Origin of the sequence: Allobosea sp. UNC402CLCol (genome assembly GCF_000745475.1) — a bacterium.
GTDB lineage: Bacteria > Pseudomonadota > Alphaproteobacteria > Rhizobiales > Beijerinckiaceae > Allobosea > Allobosea spartocytisi.
This window is the reverse complement of the sequence record NZ_JQJJ01000009.1, coordinates 330,954-354,164: the sequence shown is the minus strand read 5'-3', so window position 1 is coordinate 354,164 and position 23,211 is coordinate 330,954. Positions and strand designations below refer to the sequence as shown.

Sequence of the window (23,211 nt, the reverse complement as noted above, 5' to 3'; positions counted from 1 at the left end):
TTCGTCGCTGAGAATTTGCGTCGCTTGGAATCGGCTCGCTCAGAACTTGTCGAGATCGCGGCCGACCGTGGCCTTGAGCGCGTTGTCGCCCGGCGCGCCCTCGGGCGAGTAATAGCCCGCCGCCTTCTTGGCCTCGATCTCGACCGAGGCGTCGAGCGGAATCAGCTCCGGGGGAATCGCGACGCGCTCGCCGATCGCGATGCCGCTCTCGACCATGGCGTCGTATTTCATGTTCGACATCGACATCAGCCGGTCGATATGCGTGACGCCGAGCCAGTGCAGCACATCCGGCATGAGCTGCTGGAAGCGGGCATCCTGCACGCCCGCGACGCATTCGGTGCGCTCGAAATAGGTCGCGGCGGAATCGCCGCCTTCCTGACGCTTGCGGGCGTTGTAGACGAGGAATTTCGTGACCTCGCCGAGCGCCCGGCCCTCCTTGCGGTTGTAGACGATGAGGCCGACGCCGCCGCTCTGCGCCTCCTTCACGCATTCCTCGATGCCATGGGTGAGATAGGGCCGGCAGGTGCAGATGTCGGAGCCGAAGACGTCCGAGCCGTTGCATTCGTCATGGACGCGGCAGGCGATGCGGCTCTTCGGATCGGCGAGCGCGGAAACCTCGCCCATGACATAGGCCGTGATCGAGCCGATCGGCGGCAGGAAGACCTTGAGGTCGGGCCGTGTCACCAGTTCGGGATACATGCCGCCGGTCTGCTCGAAGAGCGTGCGGCGCAGTTCGTTTTCCGTCGTTCCGAAGCGCTCGGCGATGCCCGGCAGGTACCAGACCGGATCGACCGCGATCTTGGTGACGGAGATGTCGCCGGTCGGGTGCAGGATGTGCCCGTCCGCCGCGAGGCGATGCGCGCCCATCGCCGCCAGGATCTCGGGCAGGTTGAGCCGCGCCTTGGTGATCGCGATCGAGGGGCGGATGTCGATGCCCTCGCCGATCAACTTGCCGAAATCCTGCGCCACCGTGTGGCCGAAGGGGTCGAGCGAGACGATCTTCCTGGGATCGGCCCATTGCGGCTGCGGCGCGATCTCCGCCGTCGGATGGGTGTTGGTCAGGTCCGGGCGCTGCGAGGGATTCATCGCGCGGGCCGAGATGGCGAGCGCGCGGTAGACCGAATAGGAGCCGCCATGGGCGCCGATGACGTTGCGGTCGGCCGGGTTGGTGGTCGAGGCGATGACCGGGCCGCGCTCGGCCGCCGTCGGTCCGCCCCATCGGATCGGGAAGCGCAGGGCGGCGCTGCCAGGCTCGGGATGGGAGGTCAGCCTGATATGGCCGGTGCGGTTCGGCGCGTTCATCGCGGTCGTACCCCGAAGGTCTTGCCCTTAAACAGGAAAGGCCCCGTGACGGCATGTCCGGGGCCCTCTGGATTTCAACGAGTCTGAACCAGCGCAAGCGCGCCGTCAATCAGCTTAGAAAACAGCGAGATAGCGCAGAAGCGAGATGATGCCGATCACGATGACGATGATCTGCACGACGTTCTTGATCTGCCCGTCGAGCGGCAGCATGCGCACGAGATAGAGCACGAGACCGATGACGAGAACGGTGATCAGAAGCGAAATCAGAATGGACATATCGAAGCCCTTTATCTCGGCCGGTCGCCGGCCCCCCGAGCCCCACCGCGACGTCTTCGCGGCAAGTCAGCCCCGATGACAGAACGTCGCAGGGTGGGAATAGGTTCCGGAGGGGGGATTTTGGGGGCGAAAAGGGGCGGTGGGTTCCAAATGAACGCGGGAACCGCAAACAGAAACCCCTCTCCCGGATGGGAGAGGGGTAGGGGTGAGGGAAGGACGGAAAACCCGCTCCTCGCAACAGTAACCGCAGCAGCGGAGAGCGCAGAGTAAGGGTGATCGCCGGCAGGCCCTCACCCCTGCCCCTCTCCCATCCGGGAGAGGGGTTCCCCGCGCCCCTCCTTTATCCCGCGATGCGGTCGAAATCCGCGACCGCGCGCGTCGCCTGGCGGAGCTGGTTGAGCAGCTTCAGGCGGTTGGCACGCTGGGCCGGATCGGGATCGTTCACCGTGACCTTGTCGAAGAAGGCATCGACCGCCGGACGCAATTCGGCGAGCGCGGCCATGGCGCCCTCGTAATCCTCGGCGGCGACGGCGGCTTCGGCCTTCGGCGTCGCCTGCGCCAGCGCGACGGCCAACGCCTTCTCCTCGATCAGGCCGGCATCGGCGATGAGCTGAAGATCGGCGGCGCCGGCGAAAGCGCCCTCCCCATCCTTCTTCTCCTCGGCCTTGAGGATGTTGGCGGCGCGCTTGTAGCCCGCGAGCAGGTTCCTGCCGTCCTCGGTGTCGAGGAAGCGGCCGAGCGCGGCGACACGCAAGGTGATGAGGAGGAGGTCGTCATTGGCCGAAGCGCCCTCGCCCAGCACGGCGTCGACAAGATCATGCCGCGCGCCCTGATCGCGAAGCATGACCTTCAGGCGGTCGTGGAAGAAGGAAAGGAGGTCTTCGTGCGAATTAATCAGGCCAAGGGAAGCCTCAATACGCTCGATCCGATATCGTGATCGAACGCTTTCATCAACTTCCCGCTGAAAATCATCAACTTCGATCTGGCGTTGAACAAAATTCAGCGCCAGTTCCAAGTCTTCCTTCTCAATGTTCTCAAAATAATCATTTGAGACGTTTTCAATCATTGAGCCAAAATCGATGTGGTCGATATCGGAAACTGTGACGTCGCGGCGGAACGAAGTCGCGGAAGGCCCTGCATCCGGCGTGACGATCCGATATTCTGGAAGCTTATTAATCGGCAACCGCACCCCATTCTCAACCACCAACCGGATCACACCCAGCGCCGCTCTCCGCAGCGCATAGGGGTCCTTGCTCCCGGTCGGCTTCTCGTCGATGGCCCAGAAGCCGACGAGGGTGTCGAGCTTGTCGGCCAGCGCCACCGCAACCGAAACCGGATCGCTCGGCACGCGATCGGAGGGCCCGAGCGGCTTGTAGTGCTCCTCGACCGCCGCAGCGACCGAAGTATCCTCGCCCTGCAGCTCGGCATATTTCCGGCCCATCAGGCCCTGCAATTCCGGGAACTCGCCGACCATCTCGGTCGGGAGGTCGGCCTTGGCGAGCTTGGCGGCGCGCTCGGCCTTTTCGGGATCGGCGCCGACGATCGGCGCCAGTTCCCTGGCCAGCGCGGCAATGCGCTGGACGCGTTCGCCTTGCGTGCCGAGCTTGGCGTGGAAGACGACGCCGAGCTTGTCGAGCTTGGCCATGCGCTGGTCGAGCGGTTTTGCGAGATCGAGGCCGAGCTTCTCGGCGCTCTCCGCGAAGGTATCGAGATCGGGCAGCGAACCGCGGTCGGTCTGCCAGAAATAGGCGGCGTCGGAGAGGCGGGCGCGCACGACGCGGCCGTTGCCGGCGGTGATCGCCACGCCGCCATCGCTGGCGGCGAGGTTCGAGACCAGGATGAAACGGTTGGCGAGGTTGCCCGTCGCGGGATCGCGCAGCACGAAGCATTTCTGGTTGGCACGGATGGTGGCGCGGATCGCCTCGCCGGGGATGTCGAGGAAGCGCTCCTCGAAGGAGCCCATCAGCACCACCGGCCATTCGACGAGGCCGGCGACCTCCTCCAGCAGTCCCTCATCCTCGATCAGCTCCAAGCCCTGCGCGAAGGCGAGGTTCTTGGCATCGGCGAGGATGATCTCCTTGCGGCGGTCGGCATCGAGCACGACCTTGGCTTTCTCAAGCGAAGAGACGTAGTCGTCCAGGCGCCGCACCGTGATCGGACCGGGCGCGAGGAAGCGATGGCCATGGGTGACGTTGCCCGAGACGATGCCGTCGACTTCGAAGGGCACGATCTCGGTGTCCTCGGTCTCGGCGCCGAAGGTGCAGAGGATCGAATGCAGCGGGCGTACCCAGCGCAGGCTGGCGCCGGCGGCCGAGGCCTTGCCCCAGCGCATCGATTTCGGCCAGGGGAAGGCGCGGATCACGGCCGGGACGATCTCGGCGATGGCCGCAAGCGTTTCCTGGCCGGGCTTCTCGATGATGGCGACGTAGGAATCGCCCTTCTTCGGATCGCTGACGATGGTGGCCTGATCGAGCGAGGCGAGACCCGCAGCCTTGAGGAAGCCCTGCACGGCAGCGTCGGGCGCGCCGACGCGCGGGCCTTTCCGCTCCTCGCGCACATCGCGGCCGCGCACCGGCAGGCCGGCGACATGCAGCGTGAGACGCCTCGGCGTGACGAAGGCCTTCGCGCCCTCATAGAGCAGGCCGCGCTCGACGAGCGCATCGGTGACGAGCTTCTTCAGGTCGTCAGCCGCCTTGCGCTGCATGCGCGCCGGAATTTCTTCCGAGAACAGTTCGAGCAGAAGATCGGGCATCAGTTCGCTCCCCCGCCGGCGGTCTTCAGCCAGGCCGCGCCGCAGGCCTTGGCGAGCTCGCGCACGCGCAGGATGTAGCTCTGCCGCTCGGTGACCGAGATCACGCCGCGCGCATCGAGCAGGTTGAAGATATGGCTGGCCTTGATGCACTGGTCATAGGCCGGCAGGGCGAGTTCATGGCGGGGCAGGTTGGCGCCGGCAGCCGGCTCACCGGCGGCGAGCAGGGCCTTGCATTCGGCCTCCGCATCCGAGAAATGCCGGAACAGCATCTCGGTATTGGCATGCTCGAAATTGTGCCGGGAGTATTCCTGCTCGGCTTGCAGGAAGACGTCGCCATAGGAGATGCGATCCTCGCCATCGAGGCCGTTGAAGTTGAGATCGTAGACGTTTTCGACGCCCTGGACATACATCGCCAGCCGTTCGAGCCCGTAGGTCAATTCACCCGCGACCGGGGCGCATTCAACGCCCGCGACCTGCTGGAAATAGGTGAACTGGCTGACTTCCATGCCGTCGCACCAGCATTCCCAGCCGAGGCCCCAGGCGCCCAAGGTCGGGCTCTCCCAATCGTCCTCGACGAAGCGCACGTCGTGCAGGCCGAGATCGACGCCGATGGCGCGCAGCGAGTCGAGATAGAGCTGCTGCAGATCCGGCGGCGACGGCTTCAGGATGACCTGGAACTGGTAGTAATGCTGCAAGCGGTTGGGGTTCTCGCCATAGCGGCCATCCTTGGGGCGGCGCGAAGGCTGGACGTAAGCCGCCTTCCACGGCTTCGGCCCGAGCGCGCGCAGGGTCGTCGCCGGATGGAAGGTGCCGGCGCCGACCTCCATGTCGTAGGGCTGCAGCACCACGCAACCTCGCTCGGCCCAGAAGCGCTGCAGCGTCAGCAGCAGCCCCTGGAAGGAGCGGGTCGGGTCCAGCGCCGGGGACGGCGCGGCGGGCGAATGCTGGGCGAGGGCGGACAAGGGCGAAAAGCCTTCCGAAAACGCGGATGAGTGCGGCGTGATTAGGGGTTCGCGCCCGGCGCGGTCAAGCCAAAGCGACCAAACGGGACCGGAACCGGCGCCGGACAGCTTTCGTTCATATGCGGAGGATTATGACTTGGGCCATCCGCACGGTCCGCGGCGTTCGGGGTGAGCGTTTGAGCCGGGCCGGCGGGCTATAGACAGCAGGAGTTCTACAATGCTGACCCATCGTATCGTTGCCGCCACCTTCGGCGCTCTCACCCTCGCCGCTTCCGCTTTCGCCGCTGTTCCGGCCTCGGCCGCGCCGGTTGCCTCCCCCGTCGCCGCCGCGCCGCTCCAGGCCGCACCGGCAGGCGATCTGCTGCAGCAGGCGCAGTATTATGGTCCGCGCCGCTATTACGGCCGCCCCTATTATCGCCCGCGCTGCTTCTGGGCGAACCGGCGCGTTTGGAACGGCTGGCGCTGGGTCATCCGGCCGGTGCGCGTCTGCCGCTGAGACCGACGCAATGCGGCCATAATCGGCCGCTGAATGAAGGCAGGATGAACGGCGCGGTTTCGCGCCGTTCAGGTTTCAAGGGTTAAGTTTCAGTCCAAGATCGGTGCCAGCTTTCGCAAGTTCACCCGGCCGACACCGTCTCACGGAGGATTTCATGTTCAGAACCATGCTTCTTTCCGCGATGGCGGCAGGCACGCTGGGCCTGGCCGCTCTGAGCGCCGCCCCGGCCTCCGCCGCGCCCGTCGCCGCCGCGCCGCTGGTCGATGCGACCGGCGGGATGGTCCAGCAGGCGCAGTACTATTACGGACCGCGCCGCTATTACGGCCCGCGCCGCTACTATGGACCGCGCTATTACGGGCCGCGCCGGTATTATGGCCCGCGCTACTATGCGCCGCCGCTCTTCGCGCCGCCGGTCTACGGGCCGCGCTATTTCTACGGCCCACGTTACTGGTAGCGTCAGCCCAGCTTAGCCCGCCCGCGATGGACGGCGTCGCTCAGCGCGGTTAGCCGCCCATCCGGACCATTGATGACGAAAGCCGGCAGCAACTCTGCCGGCTTTCTGCTGTTCAGGACAGCCGTGACGATGACGCGAATCGCCGGGCGCTCGGCGAAGGCATGGACCGGCCGGATGGCGAGCGCGCCGAAGCCGATTTCGAGGCCGGCGAGCAATTCCGGCAAGGCCTCGGCGCGATGGATGATCGCGATCAGCCCGCCCGGCTTCAGCAGGCGCCTGGCGGTGCGCAGCCAGATTGCCAGATCGCCCTCGGCGACATGGGCGGCCTTGCGATTCGGCACCGGCGACGCCCGCGTACCGCCGGGTGGATAGAAGGGCGGGTTCATCGCGACAGCACCGTATGACCCTGACGCGAGGCCGAGCCCGGTGAGTTTCCCCGCCGGAGCGCCGACATCGGCCGCGACGACAGAGATCCTGCCCTCCATGCCGTTCAGCGCCGCGTTGCCGGCCGCCAGCCCCGCCAGTTCCGGGTCGCGCTCCAGCAGCGTGACGCCAAGCTCCGGCTGCGCCAGCGCCGCAGCGAGCCCCACCGTCCCGACGCCTGCTCCGATGTCGAGGAGCCGGCCCGCCCCAAGCTCCGGCAGGGCGGCCGCGAGCAGCACCGCGTCGCTGCCGGCGCGATGCCCCTTGCGCGGCTGGCGCAGAAGGAGCCGCCCGTCGAGCAGGCGATCCTCGACGATCTCGCCGAGGCCGGCGGGCGCTTTCGCCTCACTCATCGCGCAGCTCGGCGCCATAGCCCGCATCGATCAACAATGCGCGAGCGCGCCTGCGATCCTGGTCGCGCACCAGCAGCCGGCGCGGGAAGGCGCCGATCATGCCTTCCAGCGCGCTGATGTGCTGGTCGGCGATCAGGCAATCGAGATTGGCCGCGCTCAGGAGCGCTTCGAGGGCGCCGAGCAGGATCAGATCATTGGTGCGGACGAGTTCATGCATGCCGCCATGGAGCCGAAGCGCCGGGTCCGGCGCAAGCATCCTGTGGTCCCACTGCGGCGACGCGGTGCAATTGCGGGGGCTGGCGTCCCATGCAACGGTTGTGGCATGGCTCCGGGCGCGCCGCCCGGCGCGAGTGGTTTGGCTGGAGTTCAGTCCATTGGGTGTCGTCGTATCCTTCGAGGAACGGGAATCGGGCCAGCGCGGCATCGAGCCGCTGGTGGCGTTGACGCGTGAGGACATGGAGCGCGTCAATGCGATGATCCTGTCGCGCACCGGCTCGGACGTGACGATGATCCCGGAGGTCGCCAACCATCTGATCTCCTCCGGCGGCAAGCGCCTGCGGCCGATGCTGACGCTGGCGATGGCCGATCTCTGCGGCTACCAGGGCGAAGGCCAGGTCAAGCTCGCGGCCTCCGTCGAGTTCATGCACACGGCCACGCTGCTGCATGACGACGTCGTCGACGAGAGCGACATGCGCCGCGGCAAGCTCGCCGCCCGCATGCTCTGGGGCAACGAGGCGAGCGTGCTGGTCGGCGACTTCCTGCTCGGCCAGGCCTTCAAGATGATGGTCGAGGTCGGCTCGTTGCGCGCGCTCGACATTCTCTCGACGGCGGCCGCCGTGATCGCCGAGGGCGAGGTGCTGCAGCTTTCCGTCGCCAAGAACACCGAGACGACGGAGGACGAATATCTCTCCGTGATTCGCGGCAAGACCGCCGAGCTCTTCGCCGCTGCCTGCGAGGTCGGGCCGGTGATCGCGGGCTCCTCCAAGGCGAACGAGGCGGCCTGCCGCAGCTACGGGCTCAATCTCGGCATCGCCTTCCAGCTCATCGACGACGCGCTGGACTATGGCGGGGTCGCCGCCAAGCTCGGCAAGAACACCGGCGACGATTTCCGCGAGGGCAAGATCACGCTGCCGGTGGTGCTCTCCTTCCGCCGCGGCAGCAGCGAGGAGCGCGCCTTCTGGAAGCGCACCCTGCAGGACGGCGCGATCGAGGACGGCGATCTCGAGCAGGCGCAGACGCTGATGCGCAAGCACAAGGCGCTGGAGGACACGATCGAGCGCGCGCGCCACTACGCCAAGATGGCGAAGGATGCGCTCGGTCTCTTCCCGGCCTCGCCGATGAAGCAGGCGCTCAATGACGCCGTCGATTTCTGCATCGCACGGGCGCATTGAAGCCGCGGGTTGAGCCATCGATGGCAGATCCGGCGTCCGACGCGAAACCGGAAATCGCGACCCTATCGTCGAGAGTCGTCTACGCAAACCGTTGGATGACGGTTCGCGAGGATGCCATCCAGCGGCAGGATGGGTCGCACGGCATCTATGGCGTCGTCGAGAAAGTTGATTTTGTCGCCATCATCCCGGTCGAACCGGATGGCAGCATTCACCTGGTCGAGCAGTATCGCTACCCCGTCGGCGCGCGCTTTTGGGAGCTACCGCAAGGCTCCTGGGAGCTGAGTCCGCAGGCAGATCCCGTGAGTGTCGCTCGCGGCGAACTGCGCGAGGAAACCGGCCTCCACGCCGAAGACATGGTCAAGCTCGGCTATCTGTTCGAATGCTATGGCTATTCCAATCAGGGCTGTCATCTCTTTCTCGCCCGCCGGCTCCGCTACGAAGGCAGCGATCTCGATCTCGAAGAGCAGGGCCTCGTTTGCCGCCGCTTCACGGCCAGCGAAGTCGTCGCGATGATCGAGAGCGGTCGGATCAGGGATGCGACGACCGTCGCCGCGATCGGCCTCATGATGATGAAAGGTTTGTTCCCGCAAGGCAGCGGCGGTACCGACTGAACCGAAGCCAAAAAGGGGCGCCTGTTTCTCTAATCCGGGGCTTCCCTCTGGCCATGCGCAGGCATAGCGTGATGGCTGTGGGAAACGCTTAGGCCGGAGAATGGCCATGTCGGCATCGTCGCAGCGCCAGTCGCAGATCTGGTCCGTCGTCCGCGTCTCGAGCGGCAACTTCCTCGAAATGTACGACTTCTTCGTCTTCGGCTATTACGCCGCGGCGATCGGCAAGGCGTTCTTCCCGTCCGGCAGCGAGTTCGCACAGCTCATGGCGGCGTTCATGACCTTCGGCGCGGGCTTCCTGATGCGTCCGCTCGGCGCCATCGTGCTCGGCAGCTATATCGACCATCACGGCCGCCGCGCCGGGCTGCTCCTCACCCTGATGCTGATGGCCTTCGGCACTCTCACCATCGCGCTCGCGCCGACCTACGCCTCCATCGGCATCCTGGCGCCGATCATCGTCGTGATCGGGCGGCTGGTGCAGGGCTTCTCGGCCGGCGTCGAGCTCGGCGGCGTCTCGGTCTATCTCTCGGAGATCGCGACGCCCGGCAACAAGGGCTTCTATGTGAGCTGGCAGTCGGGCAGCCAGCAGGTCGCGGTGATCTTCGTGGCGCTGCTCGGCGTCTGGCTCGCCACCATCCTGCCGCCCGAGACCATGACGGAATGGGGCTGGCGCATTCCGTTCCTGGTCGGCTGCCTGATCGTGCCGTTGATCTTCCTGCTGCGCCGCTCGATGCAGGAGACCGAGGAATTCGCCGAGCGCAAGCGCAGCGCAAGCCATCCGACGCCCGGCCAGATCATCCGGATGCTGGCGACGCATTGGCAGACCGTGCTGGTCGGCATGCTGCTGGTGACGATGACGACGGTGTCCTTCTACTTCATCACCGCCTACACCCCGACCTTCGGCAAGGAGGTGCTGAAGCTCTCCAGCATCGACAGCCTGCTGGTGACGCTTTGCGTCGGCGTCTCCAACCTGTTCTGGCTGCCGGTGATGGGGGCGTTGTCCGACCGGGTCGGCCGCAAGCCGCTTCTCATCGCCTTCACCGCCCTGCTCTTCGTCAGCGCCTATCCGGCCCTGTCCTGGCTGGTTTCGCAGCCCTCCTTCGCGCGGCTGCTGATGGTCGAGCTGTGGCTCTCCTTCATCTATGCCAGCTATAACGGCGCGATGGTGGTGGCGCTGACCGAGATCATTCCGGTCGAATTGCGCACGACCGGCTTCTCGGTCGCCTACAGCCTCGCGACCGCGTTGTTCGGCGGCTTCACCCCGGCGGTCAGCACCTATCTGATCGAGGCGACCGGCAACCGGGCCGTGGCGGGCCTCTGGCTGATGTTCGCGGCGGCCTGCGGTTTCGTCGCCACGCTCATCGCCTATCGCCGGCGCAGCGTGCCGACATCCGTGGTCAGCGCAGCAGCGTCGCCCTGACCCACCATTCGGGGCGCTGCTTCGCCAGCGCCTTCGCGGCTGCCGCACTGGCAACGCAATCGTCGAACAGGGCGAAGCAGGTCGCGCCGGAGCCGGACATGCGGGCAAGGCGGCTTCCGGGCAGCGCCGCCAGCCGCTCCAGAACCTCGCCGATTTCGGGGGCGATGCGTTGCGCCGGGACGGCAAGGTCGTTGCCGGAGCGTGCCAGCACGGCGCGCAACTCAGCCGCAGAGGTGGGCAGCGCGGGCAAGCCCCCGCCAGCGGCCAAAAGTCGATCGCCGGCCGCCAGCCCCAGCGCGCGAAAAACCCCGACGGTCTCGACCGGCACGCCCGGATTGACCAGCACGGCAAACAAGGAAGGCAGCCGCAGCGCCGGCCCCAGCCTGTCTCCGATGCCGGCCATCAGCCGCGCCCGCGATTCCAGGCAGACGGGAACGTCGGCCCCCACGCCCGCCGCAACCTCACGCAGAGTCGGGTCCGACAGGGCAATGCCGTTCAGCCGTGCGAGCAGGCGCAGCGCCGCGGCCGCATCGGCCGAGCCGCCACCGATGCCCGAAGCCACCGGCAATCGCTTGGTGAGATGAAATGCGCCCGCATGCATGCCCGGAAAGGCCTGACCGAAAGCGCGTGCTGCCCGCAGCACGAGGTTGCGATCATCGGCTTCCAGCCCGGCGGCGCGCGGACCGACGATCGTCAGCGAGAGCGACGGGCCGGGGTCGAGCGCAAGCTCGTCGCCGATGCCGGCGAAAGCGACGAGGCTTTCAAGCTCGTGATAGCCGTCCGGACGCCGGCCAAGCACGCGCAGGTCGAGATTGACCTTGGCGCGGGCGCGCGTCCGCAAGGGCAGCGCATCACCGGCAGAGGCGGCCATGGCGAGGCCCCTGCTCTCCGCTCCCGGCTCCATCGCGCGGGGCAGGCGTCAGCCGCCGTCCTTCTTCTGCTCGGCGGGGCTAGCCTGCTCGCCCGCATTCGCCGATGGCGTATCCTCCATCCCGCGCTCGATCTTGCGCAGGATGTTCGGCAGATCTTCCGGCTCGGGCTTGAGGTCGCGGGCGTGGTTCCACTGGAACTTCGCCTCGAGCTTGCGGCCGGTCTTCCAGTAGACGTCGCCGAGATGGTCGTTGATGACCGGGTCGGAGGGGCGCAATTCGGCGGCGCGCTCGATCTCCCGCGAGGCGTCCTCGTAGCGGCCGAGGCGATAATAGGCCCAGCCGAGCGAATCGATGATGTAGCCGTCGCGCGGGCGCAACTCGACGGCCCGGCGCAGCATGTCGAGCCCCTCGTCGAGCTTCAGATGCTTGTCGACCAGCGAGTAGCCGAGATAGTTCAGCACCAGCGCCCGCTCGCGGCCGAGCGGATCGGGCAGCAGTTCCAGCGCCTTGCGCAGATCGGCCTCGGCATCGGGCCAGCGGTTGATGCGCTCGCGCGCGATGCCGCGGAAATAGAACAGATCCCAGTTGGCGCGGCCGGGCACGGCGAGCTTGGCGATCGCCTTGTCATAGGTGTCGGCGGCCTCGGCGAACTGCTTGCGCGAGCGATAGATGTTGCCGAGCGCGGCGAGCGCATCGACGTCGTCGGGCCGCTCGCTGATGACCCTGTCGAGATGCTTCACGGCATCGTCGTGCTTGCCGAGATTCTCCAGCGCGAGCCCGGCCTGGATCTCGGCATTGGGCCGCAGCGGCGAGGTCATCGGCATCTTGTCGTAGACCGCGACCGCATCTTCCGGCTGGCGCGAGCGCTCGAGGATGTCGCCAAGCGTCAGGATGGCGAGGTCGTGGCTCGGATCGAGAAAGATTGCCATGCGCAGATAGAGCAGCGCCGCCGCCTCGTCGCCCTGGCGGTTGCCGGCGCTGGCGAGGCCGTAGAGCACCTCGGCCGCGCCCTGCTGCGGCGTCGCGATCTGGCGCGGCGGAGCTTCCTTCTTCGCGACGAGGGCCATGCCCTCGCGGATGATCGGGTGGTTCGGCAGCAGCCGGTCGAAATCGGCATAGGTTGCGGTGGCATCGTCGAAATCGCCGTTGCGGGCCTGGAAACGGGCCCAGAGATCGACGAGACGCAAGGTCGTCTTCTCGGCGTCGTAGGCGCTCTTCAGGCGCCTCTCGGCCTCCTTCCGGCGGCCGGCCGCATCGAGGATCAGGCCGGCGTGATAGTCGCGGAAGAGATTGTAGGAGGGCTCGCCCTTCAGGCGCTCCAGCGTCTCGACGGCGCGCTTCGAATTGCCCGAGCCGAGATAGGACCAGGCGGACAGCAGCGTCGCGGTGATGTCCGCGGCGCGACCGCGCCCGCCGCGCTGCAGATGGTTGCGCGCGGTCTGGTAGCTCTTCTGCTTGATCGCGCGGATGCCGACGACGAGCTGGGCGAGGCCATTGCTCGGATCGACCTGGATCAGGCGGTCGGCGGCGCGGAAGGCGTCCGGCATCGAGCCGTCGGCCAGGAAGGCGACGAAGGCGCGTTCCAAGAGATCGTTGTTCTGCGGATCTTCCTTGACCGCCTCGCGCAGATAGACGGAAGCCGCACCCAGATCACGCGAGGCGCCGGCCACGATCGCCGCGAGGTAATTGCCTTCGAGGCTGTCGGCGGGCTCAAGCGATTCGGCGGACCGTGGCGTCGCGCCCTGCGCAGCGGCGGCCACCGGCAAGGCCAGGACCAAAGACAATGCAGCAGCCGTGCCGGAGGCACGCACCTTCTTCAAAAATGTCACGACTGCCATTCTCCCTCGGTCCGCCGCCCCGCTGTTCCGGGGCGCTCTTCCAGCGGACCGTGATCGCTCGCGTAGGGGGGCAAGATGGCGGTTTCCGGGCGAGCGGGCAAGCCGGGCCCGGCGCGAATGCGGCACTTTCGTAGCGACCGCGCAACAGTTGCCGAAAACCCGCTCCCCAAAAGGAGCCATGAAGCAATCGCCAGTCTTCGGCGCGGGATATCCGGGCTATATTCCTGCGACCCGCAGTTCCGGCGGGCGCTCTATTGGGGGTCATTCCAATGAAAAAGATTGTTCTGAGCTTTGCCGCCGTCGCTCTTCTCGCCGGCTTCGTCGCCGGCTGCGCCACCACCGAGGTGAAGGAAGCCCCGAAGGTCGTGCGCAAGGGCTGATCGCCCCTCGCGTAAAACAAAGGGCGCGCCGCGAGGCGCGCCCTTTTCATTTGGGGAAGGCCGACAAGCAGCCTCGCCGAGCGATCACATATTCGCGTAGCCCGGCCCGCCACCGCCCTCGGGCACCGTCCAGGTGATGTTCTGGGCGGGGTCCTTGATGTCGCAGGTCTTGCAGTGGACGCAGTTCTGCGCGTTGATCACGAAGCGCGGATTGCTTTTCGTCTCCGCGTTCTCATAGACGACCTCGTAGACGCCGGCCGGGCAATAGAGCCGCGCCGGTTCGCCATAGAGCGGAAGATTCTGCGTGATCGGCACCGACGGATCGGTGAGCTTCAGATGGGCCGGCTGGTCCTCCTCGTGATTGGTCGAGGAGAGGAAGACCGAGGAGAGCTTGTCGAAGGAGATCTTGCCGTCCGGCTTCGGATAGCTGATCGGCTTGACCTCGGCGAGCGGCTTCAGCGTGGCGAAGTCCGGCTTGCCGTGCTTCAGCGTGCCGAAGGGCGACCAGCCGAAAAGCTGGTTCAGCCACATGTCGACGCCGCCGAGCCCGATGCCGATGAGCGTGCCGAACTTCGACCAGAGCGGCTTGACGTTGCGGACCGGCTTCAGATCCTTGCCGATGGCGCTGTCGCGCCAGCTCGTCTCGATCTCGACGACCTCGTCATGCTTGCGGCCCGCCTGCAGCGCCGGCACCAGCTTGTCCGCCGCGAGCATGCCCGACAGGATGGCGTTGTGGCTGCCCTTGATGCGGGGAACGTTGACGAAGCCGGCAGCGCAGCCGATCAGCGCTCCGCCCGGGAAGGTCAGCTTCGGCACCGACTGGTAGCCGCCCTCGGTGATGGCGCGCGAGCCATAGGAGAGGCGCTTGGCGCCCTCGAAGACGTCGCGGATCATCGGATGGGTCTTGAAGCGCTGGAACTCGTCGAAGGGCGAGAGCGTCGGGTTCTGGTAGTTCAGATGCACGACGAAGCCGACGGTGACGAGATTGTCGTCGAAATGATAGAGGAAGGAGCCGCCGCCGGTGCCGTTGTCGAGCGGCCAGCCGAAGGAATGCTGGACGCGGCCCTTGTGGAACTTCTCCGGCTTGACCTGCCAGAGCTCCTTCAGGCCGATGCCGTATTTCTGGGGCTCGCGCCCCTCGTCCAGCGCGAATTTCCTGATCGCGATCTTGGAGAGCGAGCCGCGCGCGCCCTCGCCCAAGAGCGTGTAGCGGCCGCGCAGTTCCATGCCGCGGGTGAAGCGCTCGGAAACCGTGCCGTCCTTGGCGATGCCCATGTCGCCGGTGGCGATGCCCGCAACCGAGCCGTCCTCGTTATAGAGCAGCTCGGCGGCGGCGAAACCGGGATAGATCTCGACGCCCAACGCCTCGGCACGGGCGGCCAGGAACTTCGTCACCAGCCCGAGCGAGCCGACGAAATTGCCGTGATTGTTCATCAGCGACGGCATGGCGAAATTCGGCAGGCGGATGCCGCTGGGCTCGGTCAGGAAATAGAAGACGTCTTCCTTGACCTCGGTGGTCAGCGGACGCTCCGGATCGTCGCGCCAGTCCGGCACCAGCCGGTCGAGGCCGATCGGGTCGATGACGGCGCCGGAGAGGATATGGGCGCCGACCTCGGCGCCCTTCTCGACGACGACGACGGAGACGGATTCGTCGAGCTGCTTCAGCCGGATCGCAGCGGCCAGGCCCGCAGGGCCAGCGCCGACGATGACGACGTCATAGTCCATGCTCTCGCGCGGTTCGCTCTGCGCTTCCTTCAGATCCATCCCGTCCTCCGCACGCGAAAACGCGCTGCCCAGATAGTTTATATGTAAACTGTTTTGCCCGTTCGTTCAACGACGGGCGCTGATCAGTCTGGAAACCCTCTATCCAAGCCTATGCTCCATTTTGCAACCGCGAACGCTCGCGAAGCGGCTCGACAGGGTATAGGATGAGCCATGAGCTTCTCCGACGCAGTCTCTCCCGACGAGCCGGGTCCCTACGAGCTCCTGAGCTGGTACGCCGAGATGGGCGTGACCGAGGCGCTCGACGAGGAACCGCACGACCATTTCTCCGCGCCCGCGCCGCTGCCGGCGCAGCGTCCGTTCGCTACCTTGGCCGGGCGCGTTCCGGGAGGTGCTCCGCCGCCGGCGAGCCGGCCGATCGCGGCTGCCGCCACCGCTCCCGACGATGCGACGCTGACGGCCCGCGCCCTGGCGCGCGAGGCGCATACGCTCGACGAGCTGAGAGCGGCGCTGGCGACGTTCGAGGGCTGCGCGCTCAAGGCCACGGCCAAGAACCTCGTCTTCGCAGACGGCAATCCGGAAGGCCGCGTGATGATGGTCGGCGAGGCGCCGGGGGCCGATGAGGACAGGCTCGGCCTGCCCTTCGTCGGCCGGTCCGGCCAGCTCCTCGACCGCATGCTGGCGGCGATCGGCCTCACGCGGAAGGACGACGTCTATATCGCCAACCTGCTGCCCTGGCGCCCGCCCGGCAACCGCACGCCGACGCCGCAGGAGGTCGCGATCTGCCTGCCCTTCATCCAGCGTCAGATCGAGCTCGCCAACCCCGAGATCCTGGTCTGCATCGGCGGCCCCTCGGCGCAGGGCCTGCTCGGCTTCAAGGGCATCCTGGCCTCGCGCGGCAAATGGGTCGAGTACGACACCGGCTCGCGCCGCATCCGCGCCATGGCGACGCTGCACCCGGCCTATCTCCTGCGCCAGCCTCTGCAGAAGCGCCTGGTCTGGCGCGACCTGCGCGCACTCAAGACGGCGCTGGAGGCGGAGACCTGAGCGGTTGTAAACCGCCGCAGTCACCTCGCGTTCAGCCATCGCCCGCAAAGACAGCTTGAGTTCGCCGTCTCTCTTGGCGAGATTGCGAAGAGTTTCGTCGGGGACCTGACCATGCAGTGGGAAGATTACCGCCAGTCCGACAATCTCGAGGACAGGCGGGGAGGTGGCGGTGGCGGCTTCGCCGGCATGCCCGGCGGTCGCGGCGGCATCGGCATCGGCACGATGGTGGTGCTCGGCCTGCTCGGCTGGGCGCTGGGCATCGACCCGCGCCTGCTGATCGGCGGGGCCGAGATGATCGGCGGCATCGGCGGGCGCGAGCAGACGCCGCAGACGCGCCAGTCCTCTGGCCCGCCGCAGGACCAGATGGGCCGCTTCGTCTCGGCCGTGCTGGCGCAGAACGAGGATGTCTGGACCAAGCTGCTGCCGCAGCAGGCCAACACCCGCTACCAGGCGCCGCAGCTCGTGCTGTTCTCCGGCGTCAACCGCTCCGGCTGCGGCGTGGCGCAGTCGGCGATGGGGCCGTTCTATTGCCCCAACGACCGCAAGGTCTATCTCGACACCTCCTTCTTCCAGGAAATGCAGCGCAAGCTCGGCGGTGGCGGCGACTTCGCCTATGCCTATGTCATCGCCCACGAGGTCGGGCACCATGTCCAGAACCTGATCGGCATTCTGCCGAAAGCGAATCAGCTCCGCGAGCGTTCCTCCGAGCGCGATGCCAATGCGATCTCGGTCAGGATCGAATTGCAGGCGGACTGCTTCGCCGGCGTCTGGGCCCACAACATCCAGGCGATGGGCCGGCTCGACCAGGGCGATATCGAGGAAGCGATCCGCACGGCCTCGGCCATCGGCGACGACAAGCTGCAGAAGGCGGCGCAAGGCGTGGTCGTGCCGGATTCCTTCACGCATGGCTCCTCGGCGCAGCGGACCAAATGGTTCAACACCGGCTTCCAGTCGGGCTCGTTGCAGAGCTGCGATACGTTCAGGAATCAAATCTGACAGAGACAGGAGCGCAAGCCCGATGGCCGGCTTGTGCTCCTGAAGGGCCCCCGATCCGGGGCGCCGGATATGAGCGCTCCGGCTAGACCGGCTTCTTCCCCGCGTGATTCGGGGCCGCGAAGGCGCCCAGCCGCTTCGCGTGGGCCTCGACCAGCGAGAGACCGAAGTCCGTCGGCCGCAGCGCCGGTGCGCGGTCGAAGACCGGAAGGCCTGTGCGGGCCGCGAAGAGGCGCTTGCCATAGCAGATCAGGTGCTCGAGGCCCTGCATCACGAAGGTGATGGCCGGCAGCACCTGGGCGTACATCTCCTCGGCCTGCGCCTCCTCTCCGGCGCGGAAGCGCTCATAGATGCGCACGGCATGATCGATGCAGTCGGGTGCCAGGATGAAGCCGGCGCACCCGGCCCGCAGGCTCTCGATCAGTTCCAGGCCGGCGCGGCCGTTGAAAACGGGCACCCGCCCTTCCGTGAGCTGAATGACGCGCTCGATCTCGACGGCCGATCCCTCGCCCTTGAGCAGGCTGATGTTCGGATATTCGCGGGTCAGCACGCGGATATCCTCGGCCGTCAGGCCGCGCCCGAGGAAGGCGGGCGCGTTCTGGATCGCCACGGGGATCGTGCTTTTCTCGGCCACGCGGCCGAAGAAGCGGATGTATTCGCCGGCCGGGAAGCTCCCGACCGCCGGCGGCTGCAGGATGACCCAGTCGGCTCCCACATTTTCCGCATGGCGCAATTGGGCGACCTGCTCGGCGACCGAATTGCCTGAGATCGTGAAGGCCAGGGGAACCTGCCCGCCGGTATCCTCCGCCACCCAGTCCATGACGGTGCGACGCTCGCCCTCGGAGAGCTTGGCGACCTCCGTCGCCAGACCGAGCGCCGCCATCCCATGGACCCCGGCTGCGAGGCACAGCTCCGTCTGCCGCCTCATGGCGGCGCGATCCAGCGCCTCGTTCTCGTTGAACAGCGCATAGGCGATGGCATGGATGCCATGCAGCGCTGCGGTCTTGCCGGCCGGGATCATGGGGTGCCCCGTCCCGCCCGGGCGAGCCCATCGTCCTGCACGGCATCGATCATCCGACGGCGCGGAGCCAGGACGATGCCCAGCAATCCGCCGATCACCAGAGCGATGGCGACGACCAGGAGCGCGATGTTGAAGTTGCCGGTTGCGTCCTTGATCCAGCCGATGACCGGCGGGAGGCCCAGCCCGGCCAGGTTCGCCACCGCATTGATCAGCGCGATCGAGACGGCGGCAGCGATGCCGGAGACGTACTCGGTCGTGACCGCCCAGAAGACCGGGATGGCGGCCCAGTTGAGACCGATCGACAGGGCCAGCAGCAGAAAGGCCACTGTCGGCTGGCCCGCGAGCTGGACGGCGACCGCCAGAACCAGACCGGCCAGGACCAGCGGCAGGCCAAGATGGAGCGCCCGCTCGCCGCTCGCATCCGAATGGCGCCCGTTGAAGAACATGAAGATGCAGGCAACGAGAAACGGCACCGCCGAGAGCAGGCCGACCGTCATGTTGCTCTGGCCCGATACCGACTTCACGATCAGCGGCAGGAACAGCGTGATGCCGATGGTGCCGAAAGCCTGCAGCAGCCAGAACAGCGCCAGCAGCCAGACCCTGCCGCTGGTGAAGGCCTGACGCCACCCGGCCGTATGCGACACCGGGGTGGCGGACTGCTCCTGCGCCAGCGTCTTTTCGAGCCAGTCCCGCTCGGCCGGCGCGAGCCAGGCCGCATCCGCGGGCCGGTCGGTCAGGACTTTGAGCGTGACGAAGGCCAGCAACACCGCCGGAATGCCTTCGATCAGGAAAAGCCAGCGCCAGCCCCCCATGCCGTGCCAGCCGTCGAGGCCGAGCAGCAACCCCGACAATGGCAGGCCGATCACCGAGGCGAGCGCCGCACCGATATAGAAGAACGACATGGCATTGGCGCGCTCGCGCGACGGGAACCAGCGCGCCAGGTAATAGATCACGCCGGGGGTGAAGCCGGCTTCCGCTGCACCGAGCAGCAGGCGCATGCCGTAGAGCTGGTTGGCGCTGGTGACGAAAGCCATGCCGGCGGCAATGACGCCCCAGCTCAGCATGATCCGGGCGATCCAGCGGCGCGCACCGACGCGGGCCAGCACCATGTTGCTGGGAATTTCGAACAGGATGTAGGTCGCGAAGAAGATGCCGGCCGCCCGGCCGTACATCTCGGCGGTGAGGCCGAGCTCGGCATTCATCTGAAGCGCCGCCACCGAAATGTTCGAACGGTCGATATAGGCGATCAGATAAAGCAGCATCAGGAACGGCAGCAGGCGCCAGCCGACCCGCCGCATCGTTTCCGCTCGATTCACAGTCCCTTCGACGGTGGCCATGGCCCAACTCCTCCCGAGTGTTGGTGACCGCGATCTTCTCGCCGCGGCCCTTCAAACATCCGATGTAAAACATATGATGTTTGACCGCAAGCATGCGGGACACGAAGCCCGCTTGCTTGTGACGCAGGACGGCGGCGGCTAAGAAGCCTCCGAACCGCATCGCTCGAGGCTCATGACCAACCGCAAGCCCGCCCGGACCAGCAGCGTGGTCGAAAGCCTCGGCATCGAGATCGTCGGCGGCAATCCGCCGCCGGGCGGTGCGCTGGCCGCCGAACCTGCCCTCGAAGCGCGCTTCCAGGTCAGCCGGGGCGTCGTGCGGGAAGCCGTCCGGATCCTGGCGGCAAAGGGGCTGGTCAGCGTGCGCCAGCGCCACGGCACGCATGTGCGCCCGCGCCATGAATGGAGCTGGCTCGACCGCGACCTGATCGGCTGGATCGCCGCCAGCGGGATCAGCCGCGCCGATCTCCTCGCCTTCGCCGAGGCGCGCCGCATCATCGAGCCGGAAGCGGCCGCGCTCGCAGCCACGCGCGCGACCAACGTGCAGCGCGACGCGATCAGCGCAGCCTATGCGGCCATGGTCCGCGACCGCCACGATCCCGCCCGCGCGATCTCAGCCGACAAGGCCTTTCACCTGGCGGTTCTGGACGCCACGCATAATCCCGTCCTGCAAAGCCTTCACGGCGCAATCGACGCGCTGCTCAGCGCGATCTTCGATTTCACCGTGACCGTGTTCGAGGGGAACCTCGACAATCACGGCGCCGTCGCCGCCGCCATCCAGCGTGAAGACGCCGATGCCGCGCGCCAGGCCATGCGCGCCTTGCTGAACTATACGGGCGACTATCTCGAACATCGCTGATGCGTTCGCGCTCCTGCGCAGCCGCCTTGCCGCGCCATTCGCCCCGACGGCCAGCTATCCGCTCACGCGCTCCCGCCCCGTCGGCAGCCGCCGCGGCGCATGGCCGAGCCGGCCGGCGAGCACCGCGCCCTTGGGCGCGATCAGGCCCGCACGCAGCCGCCGGCCGCCGAAGGAGATCGCGGCGCGCTCGCGCAAGGAGGCGGCGAAGCCGCGCAGCGGCAGCAGCGCCGGCGCATCGGGCGCGAGCAGGAGATGCCGCTCGACCGCCTGCGCCCAATTGAGCTGCGGCACGTCGCCGGCATCGAGCAGCAGGAGCCAGTCGCCGCGCGCTTCCTTGGCGCCAAGATGCCAGCCTTCGGCGTTGCCCGCGCGCAGATAGCTCGCACCCGTCGCATCGGCGATGCGCGCGAGACCGTCCGCGCCGACGGTGTCAACGACGACGGCATGGCCAAGGAATCCCTCAGCCACCGCCGGGATCAGCACGGCGAAGGTCGCGGCGATGGCTTGCGCCGAGCCGGGCGCACGGATCACGGCTGTGAGCATCTGCAATGTGTATGGCGCAGCGCAACACGTCGCAATCCTGTCACTTGCCTTTTGTTCCCGTTATGTTCACATTCGCGACCAATGATGGACGCCGATTCCCGGCGTTCGGCAGGATGGAACAGCCATGCCCCAGGCCAGACCGACTTCCCGGCCGATGCCGACGGCCCTGCCGCTGCGGCGGCAGGATAGCGAGCCGGTCTCCGCCTCCGTGCGAATCGCGCCTGTCGATCCGCTCGCCCATGTCGGCAGCAGCATCGACCCCGAGCGGCGGCGCGGGCGCGGCGCCACGATCAATCCGGGCGGACGCTACGAGGCCGAACAGCGCGTCGCGGAGGATGACGGCTGGGGCTCGCTCGGCGACTTGCCGGCGTTCAAGACCGAGATCGCCTATGAGAAGGCGCGCAGCATCATCACGCGCAACGACTCGCCGGACATCTCCTTCGACCGTTCGATCAATCCCTATCGCGGCTGCGAGCATGGCTGCGTCTACTGCTTCGCCCGGCCGACCCATGCCTATCTCGGCCTTTCGCCAGGGCTCGACTTCGAGAGCAAGCTGACGGCCAAGCTCGATGCGGCGCAATTGCTGGAGAAGGAGCTCTCCGCTCCCTCCTACCAGCCGCGCACCATCGCCATCGGCACCAACACCGACCCTTACCAGCCGATCGAGAAGAAGCTGCGCATCATGCGCCAGGTGCTGGAGGTGCTGGCCAAGTTCAACCATCCCGTCGGGATCGTCACCAAATCGGCGCTGGTTCAGCGCGACATCGACATCCTCGCGCCGATGGCGGCAAAGGGGCTCGTCAAGGTCGCGCTTTCGGTGACGACGCTCGATCCGAAGGTCGCGCGCGGGATGGAGCCGCGCGCAGCATCGCCGCCGAAGCGGCTGGAGACGATCCGCAAGCTCTCGGAGGCCGGCATTCCGGTCACGGTGCTGGTGGCGCCGATCGTCCCGGCGATCAACGAGCACGAGATCGAGCGCATCCTCGATGCCGCCAAGGCCGCAGGCGCGCAGGAGGCGGGCTACGTGCTGCTCAGGCTGCCGCTGGAGGTGCGCGACATCGTACAGGAGTGGCTGCTCACCCATCACCCGGACAAGCTACGCCATGTGATGTCGCTGATCCGCTCGACGCGCGGCGGCAAGGATTACGATTCGCAATGGGGCCAGCGCATGGTCGGCTCCGGCCCCTATGCCTGGATGATCGGCCGGCGCTTCGAGATGGCGGCCGAGCGCATCGGCTTCAACACGGCGCGCAGGCGGCTGCGTACGGATTTGTTCGTCAAGCCGGAGAAGGAGAAGGCGCAGTTGAGCTTGTTCTGACGCGCGAGCAGTGCCGGCCTACTGAATGAAGCCCTCCTTCTCGGGCGAAGCGAAGCGCCGACCCGAGAATCTCTCGCCCGAGAGGATTCCAGAGCCCCCTCCGTCATGCTCGGGGTGCGCCCGAGCATGACGGACGGCGTGCGCTCACGTCGCTCTGGCTCCGAATCGGACTCTGTTGCATAAGCCCGCCATGCCCGCAGACTTCACCCGCGAAACGCTTGCCATCGCCGACGGACGCTGGCCGCTGGCCGGCATCGACGAGGTCGGGCGCGGGCCGCTCGCCGGGCCGGTGGTGGCGGCTGCGGTGATTCTCGATCCCGAGCGCGTGCCGGCCGGGCTCGATGATTCCAAGAAGCTGCCGGCGCCGCTGCGCGAGGAACTCTTCGCGGAGATCATGGAGCGGGCGCTCGCGGTTTCCGTCGCCAGCGCCACCGCGGTCGAGATCGACGCCGTCAACATCCGGCAGGCGACGCTGCTCGCGATGCGCCGGGCCGTGGCGGCGCTGCCGCTGGCGCCGCTGCATGTCCTGGTCGACGGCAACGATCCGCCGGTGCTGGCCTGTTCCTGCGAGGCGATCATTCAGGGCGACGGGGCGGTGGCTTCCATCGCGGCCGCCTCGATCGTCGCCAAGGTGACGCGGGACCGGATGATGGCGCGGCTGTGCCGGCGCTATCCGGCCTACGGCTTCTCCGGACATGTCGGCTACGCGACGCCGCAGCACCGCAAGGCGATCGCCGAACACGGCCCCTGCCCCGAGCACCGCTATTCCTTCGCGCCCGTGAAGGGCGTCTGGTTCCGGTAGGGATCGCCAGGCGTCATCCTCAGGCGAAGCGCAGACCCGAGAATC

Annotated in this window: 22 protein-coding genes; 10 read left to right on the top strand and 12 right to left on the bottom strand. The window is 67.0% G+C overall.

Features of this window, described 5'->3' with window-relative positions:
• Positions 1-39: 39 nt before the first annotated feature.
• The 4 genes from GY40_RS08935 to GY40_RS08925 form a co-directional block, all read right to left on the bottom strand.
• The gene (locus GY40_RS08935) at positions 40-1,302 is read right to left on the bottom strand and encodes a GTP cyclohydrolase II (RefSeq protein ID WP_038361002.1); all 1,263 of its coding nucleotides are present in this window, start codon (positions 1,300-1,302) and stop codon (positions 40-42) included.
• Between the two features lie 114 nt (positions 1,303-1,416).
• Positions 1,417-1,578 (bottom strand): Thivi_2564 family membrane protein, encoded by a 162-nt coding sequence (locus tag GY40_RS27920; RefSeq protein WP_091855869.1) that lies wholly within the window; start codon positions 1,576-1,578, stop codon positions 1,417-1,419.
• 340 nt (positions 1,579-1,918) lie between these two features.
• The gene (gene glyS / locus GY40_RS08930; RefSeq protein ID WP_038360999.1) at positions 1,919-4,330 is read right to left on the bottom strand and encodes a glycine--tRNA ligase subunit beta; all 2,412 of its coding nucleotides are present in this window, start codon (positions 4,328-4,330) and stop codon (positions 1,919-1,921) included.
• Positions 4,330-5,247 (bottom strand): glycine--tRNA ligase subunit alpha, encoded by a 918-nt coding sequence (locus GY40_RS08925; RefSeq protein ID WP_038362331.1) that lies wholly within the window; start codon positions 5,245-5,247, stop codon positions 4,330-4,332. The genes glyS and GY40_RS08925 overlap by 1 nt, the downstream gene beginning before the upstream one ends.
• 262 nt (positions 5,248-5,509) lie before the next feature.
• Between GY40_RS08925 and GY40_RS08920 the strand changes: the two genes are divergently transcribed.
• The gene (locus tag GY40_RS08920; RefSeq protein ID WP_038360996.1) at positions 5,510-5,788 is read left to right on the top strand and encodes a hypothetical protein; all 279 of its coding nucleotides are present in this window, start codon (positions 5,510-5,512) and stop codon (positions 5,786-5,788) included.
• Positions 5,789-5,942: 154 nt separating this feature from the next.
• Positions 5,943-6,242 carry a hypothetical protein gene (locus GY40_RS08915; RefSeq protein ID WP_038360993.1) on the top strand — a complete coding sequence of 100 codons (300 nt, stop codon included), beginning with the start codon at positions 5,943-5,945 and terminating at the stop codon, positions 6,240-6,242.
• A gap of 2 nt (positions 6,243-6,244) precedes the next feature.
• Here GY40_RS08915 and GY40_RS08910 read toward each other — a convergent pair whose 3' ends face one another.
• Both GY40_RS08910 and GY40_RS08905 read right to left on the bottom strand, forming a co-directional pair.
• A complete protein-coding gene (locus tag GY40_RS08910) occupies positions 6,245-7,018 on the bottom strand; it encodes a tRNA1(Val) (adenine(37)-N6)-methyltransferase (protein WP_051987698.1) in 774 nt (257 codons plus the stop codon).
• Positions 7,011-7,235 (bottom strand): putative signal transducing protein, encoded by a 225-nt coding sequence (locus tag GY40_RS08905; RefSeq protein WP_038362326.1) that lies wholly within the window; start codon positions 7,233-7,235, stop codon positions 7,011-7,013. The genes GY40_RS08910 and GY40_RS08905 overlap by 8 nt, the downstream gene beginning before the upstream one ends.
• 157 nt (positions 7,236-7,392) lie before the next feature.
• Here GY40_RS08905 and GY40_RS08900 point away from each other — a divergent pair, with 157 nt between their 5' ends.
• The 3 genes from GY40_RS08900 (at position 7,393) to GY40_RS08890 (ending at position 10,437) form a co-directional block, all read left to right on the top strand.
• A complete protein-coding gene (locus GY40_RS08900; RefSeq protein ID WP_038360990.1) occupies positions 7,393-8,409 on the top strand; it encodes a polyprenyl synthetase family protein in 1,017 nt (338 codons plus the stop codon).
• A gap of 95 nt (positions 8,410-8,504) precedes the next feature.
• A complete protein-coding gene (locus GY40_RS08895) occupies positions 8,505-9,020 on the top strand; it encodes an NUDIX domain-containing protein (protein WP_038360987.1) in 516 nt (171 codons plus the stop codon).
• A gap of 106 nt (positions 9,021-9,126) precedes the next feature.
• Complete coding sequence (locus tag GY40_RS08890) at positions 9,127-10,437, top strand: MFS transporter (protein WP_038362323.1); 1,311 nt, start codon at positions 9,127-9,129, stop codon at positions 10,435-10,437.
• Here the strand turns inward: GY40_RS08890 and GY40_RS08885 are convergent.
• The 3 genes from GY40_RS08885 to GY40_RS08875 all read right to left on the bottom strand — a co-directional run bounded on the left by GY40_RS08885 (position 10,415) and on the right by GY40_RS08875 (position 15,291).
• Complete coding sequence (locus tag GY40_RS08885) at positions 10,415-11,308, bottom strand: 4-(cytidine 5'-diphospho)-2-C-methyl-D-erythritol kinase (RefSeq protein ID WP_051987697.1); 894 nt, start codon at positions 11,306-11,308, stop codon at positions 10,415-10,417. The two genes, GY40_RS08890 and GY40_RS08885, sit on opposite strands and share 23 nt — an antisense overlap.
• Before the next feature lie 48 nt (positions 11,309-11,356).
• Complete coding sequence (locus tag GY40_RS08880) at positions 11,357-13,138, bottom strand: tetratricopeptide repeat protein (protein ID WP_248311130.1); 1,782 nt, start codon at positions 13,136-13,138, stop codon at positions 11,357-11,359.
• 473 nt (positions 13,139-13,611) lie between these two features.
• Positions 13,612-15,291, bottom strand: coding sequence for an electron transfer flavoprotein-ubiquinone oxidoreductase (locus GY40_RS08875; RefSeq protein WP_038360984.1), 1,680 nt, complete (start codon positions 15,289-15,291; stop codon positions 13,612-13,614).
• Positions 15,292-15,462: 171 nt separating this feature from the next.
• Here GY40_RS08875 and GY40_RS08870 point away from each other — a divergent pair, with 171 nt between their 5' ends.
• Both GY40_RS08870 and GY40_RS08865 read left to right on the top strand, forming a co-directional pair.
• Complete coding sequence (locus GY40_RS08870) at positions 15,463-16,296, top strand: uracil-DNA glycosylase (RefSeq protein WP_038360981.1); 834 nt, start codon at positions 15,463-15,465, stop codon at positions 16,294-16,296.
• 111 nt (positions 16,297-16,407) lie between these two features.
• The gene (locus tag GY40_RS08865) at positions 16,408-17,292 is read left to right on the top strand and encodes a KPN_02809 family neutral zinc metallopeptidase (RefSeq protein WP_038360978.1); all 885 of its coding nucleotides are present in this window, start codon (positions 16,408-16,410) and stop codon (positions 17,290-17,292) included.
• A gap of 82 nt (positions 17,293-17,374) precedes the next feature.
• Here GY40_RS08865 and GY40_RS08860 read toward each other — a convergent pair whose 3' ends face one another.
• Both GY40_RS08860 and GY40_RS08855 read right to left on the bottom strand, forming a co-directional pair.
• Positions 17,375-18,310: a dihydrodipicolinate synthase family protein gene (locus GY40_RS08860; protein ID WP_051987695.1), complete on the bottom strand. Its 936-nt coding sequence runs from the start codon at positions 18,308-18,310 to the stop codon at positions 17,375-17,377.
• Positions 18,307-19,647, bottom strand: coding sequence for an MFS transporter (locus tag GY40_RS08855; RefSeq protein ID WP_051987694.1), 1,341 nt, complete (start codon positions 19,645-19,647; stop codon positions 18,307-18,309). The genes GY40_RS08860 and GY40_RS08855 overlap by 4 nt, the downstream gene beginning before the upstream one ends.
• A gap of 172 nt (positions 19,648-19,819) precedes the next feature.
• Between GY40_RS08855 and GY40_RS08850 the strand changes: the two genes are divergently transcribed.
• Entirely contained in the window at positions 19,820-20,503 is a 684-nt protein-coding gene (locus tag GY40_RS08850; protein ID WP_038360976.1) for a FadR/GntR family transcriptional regulator, read from the top strand.
• Between the two features lie 54 nt (positions 20,504-20,557).
• Here GY40_RS08850 and GY40_RS26525 read toward each other — a convergent pair whose 3' ends face one another.
• Positions 20,558-21,034, bottom strand: coding sequence for a glycosyltransferase family A protein (locus GY40_RS26525; RefSeq protein WP_156115907.1), 477 nt, complete (start codon positions 21,032-21,034; stop codon positions 20,558-20,560).
• 136 nt (positions 21,035-21,170) lie between these two features.
• On the opposite strand from GY40_RS26525, the gene GY40_RS08840 reads away from it, so the two are divergent.
• Both GY40_RS08840 and GY40_RS08835 read left to right on the top strand, forming a co-directional pair.
• Positions 21,171-22,364 carry a PA0069 family radical SAM protein gene (locus tag GY40_RS08840; RefSeq protein WP_248311129.1) on the top strand — a complete coding sequence of 398 codons (1,194 nt, stop codon included), beginning with the start codon at positions 21,171-21,173 and terminating at the stop codon, positions 22,362-22,364.
• A gap of 190 nt (positions 22,365-22,554) precedes the next feature.
• Positions 22,555-23,166 (top strand): ribonuclease HII, encoded by a 612-nt coding sequence (locus tag GY40_RS08835; protein WP_038360974.1) that lies wholly within the window; start codon positions 22,555-22,557, stop codon positions 23,164-23,166.
• Positions 23,167-23,211: the final 45 nt, after the last annotated feature.

Excerpts from the sequence above, each read along its gene's own strand:
- GY40_RS08895 (WP_038360987.1), top strand. The coding sequence starts at position 8,505 with ATGACGGTTCGCGAGGATGCCATCCAGCGGCAGGATGGGTCGCACGGC.
- GY40_RS08860 (WP_051987695.1), bottom strand. The coding sequence starts at position 18,310 with ATGATCCCGGCCGGCAAGACCGCAGCGCTGCATGGCATCCATGCCATC.
- GY40_RS08865 (WP_038360978.1), top strand. The coding sequence starts at position 16,408 with ATGCAGTGGGAAGATTACCGCCAGTCCGACAATCTCGAGGACAGGCGG.
- GY40_RS08875 (WP_038360984.1), bottom strand. The coding sequence starts at position 15,291 with ATGGATCTGAAGGAAGCGCAGAGCGAACCGCGCGAGAGCATGGACTAT.
- GY40_RS08915 (WP_038360993.1), top strand. The coding sequence starts at position 5,943 with ATGTTCAGAACCATGCTTCTTTCCGCGATGGCGGCAGGCACGCTGGGC.
- GY40_RS08905 (WP_038362326.1), bottom strand. The coding sequence starts at position 7,235 with ATGCATGAACTCGTCCGCACCAATGATCTGATCCTGCTCGGCGCCCTC.
- GY40_RS08890 (WP_038362323.1), top strand. The coding sequence starts at position 9,127 with ATGTCGGCATCGTCGCAGCGCCAGTCGCAGATCTGGTCCGTCGTCCGC.
- GY40_RS08935 (WP_038361002.1), bottom strand. The coding sequence starts at position 1,302 with ATGAACGCGCCGAACCGCACCGGCCATATCAGGCTGACCTCCCATCCC.
- GY40_RS08910 (WP_051987698.1), bottom strand. The coding sequence starts at position 7,018 with ATGAGTGAGGCGAAAGCGCCCGCCGGCCTCGGCGAGATCGTCGAGGAT.
- GY40_RS08885 (WP_051987697.1), bottom strand. The coding sequence starts at position 11,308 with ATGGCCGCCTCTGCCGGTGATGCGCTGCCCTTGCGGACGCGCGCCCGC.
- GY40_RS08835 (WP_038360974.1), top strand. The coding sequence starts at position 22,555 with ATGCCCGCAGACTTCACCCGCGAAACGCTTGCCATCGCCGACGGACGC.
- GY40_RS08850 (WP_038360976.1), top strand. The coding sequence starts at position 19,820 with ATGACCAACCGCAAGCCCGCCCGGACCAGCAGCGTGGTCGAAAGCCTC.
- GY40_RS08870 (WP_038360981.1), top strand. The coding sequence starts at position 15,463 with ATGAGCTTCTCCGACGCAGTCTCTCCCGACGAGCCGGGTCCCTACGAG.
- GY40_RS27920 (WP_091855869.1), bottom strand. The coding sequence starts at position 1,578 with ATGTCCATTCTGATTTCGCTTCTGATCACCGTTCTCGTCATCGGTCTC.
- GY40_RS08855 (WP_051987694.1), bottom strand. The coding sequence starts at position 19,647 with ATGGCCACCGTCGAAGGGACTGTGAATCGAGCGGAAACGATGCGGCGG.
- GY40_RS08840 (WP_248311129.1), top strand. The coding sequence starts at position 21,171 with ATGCCCCAGGCCAGACCGACTTCCCGGCCGATGCCGACGGCCCTGCCG.
- GY40_RS08920 (WP_038360996.1), top strand. The coding sequence starts at position 5,510 with ATGCTGACCCATCGTATCGTTGCCGCCACCTTCGGCGCTCTCACCCTC.
- glyS (WP_038360999.1), bottom strand. The coding sequence starts at position 4,330 with ATGCCCGATCTTCTGCTCGAACTGTTCTCGGAAGAAATTCCGGCGCGC.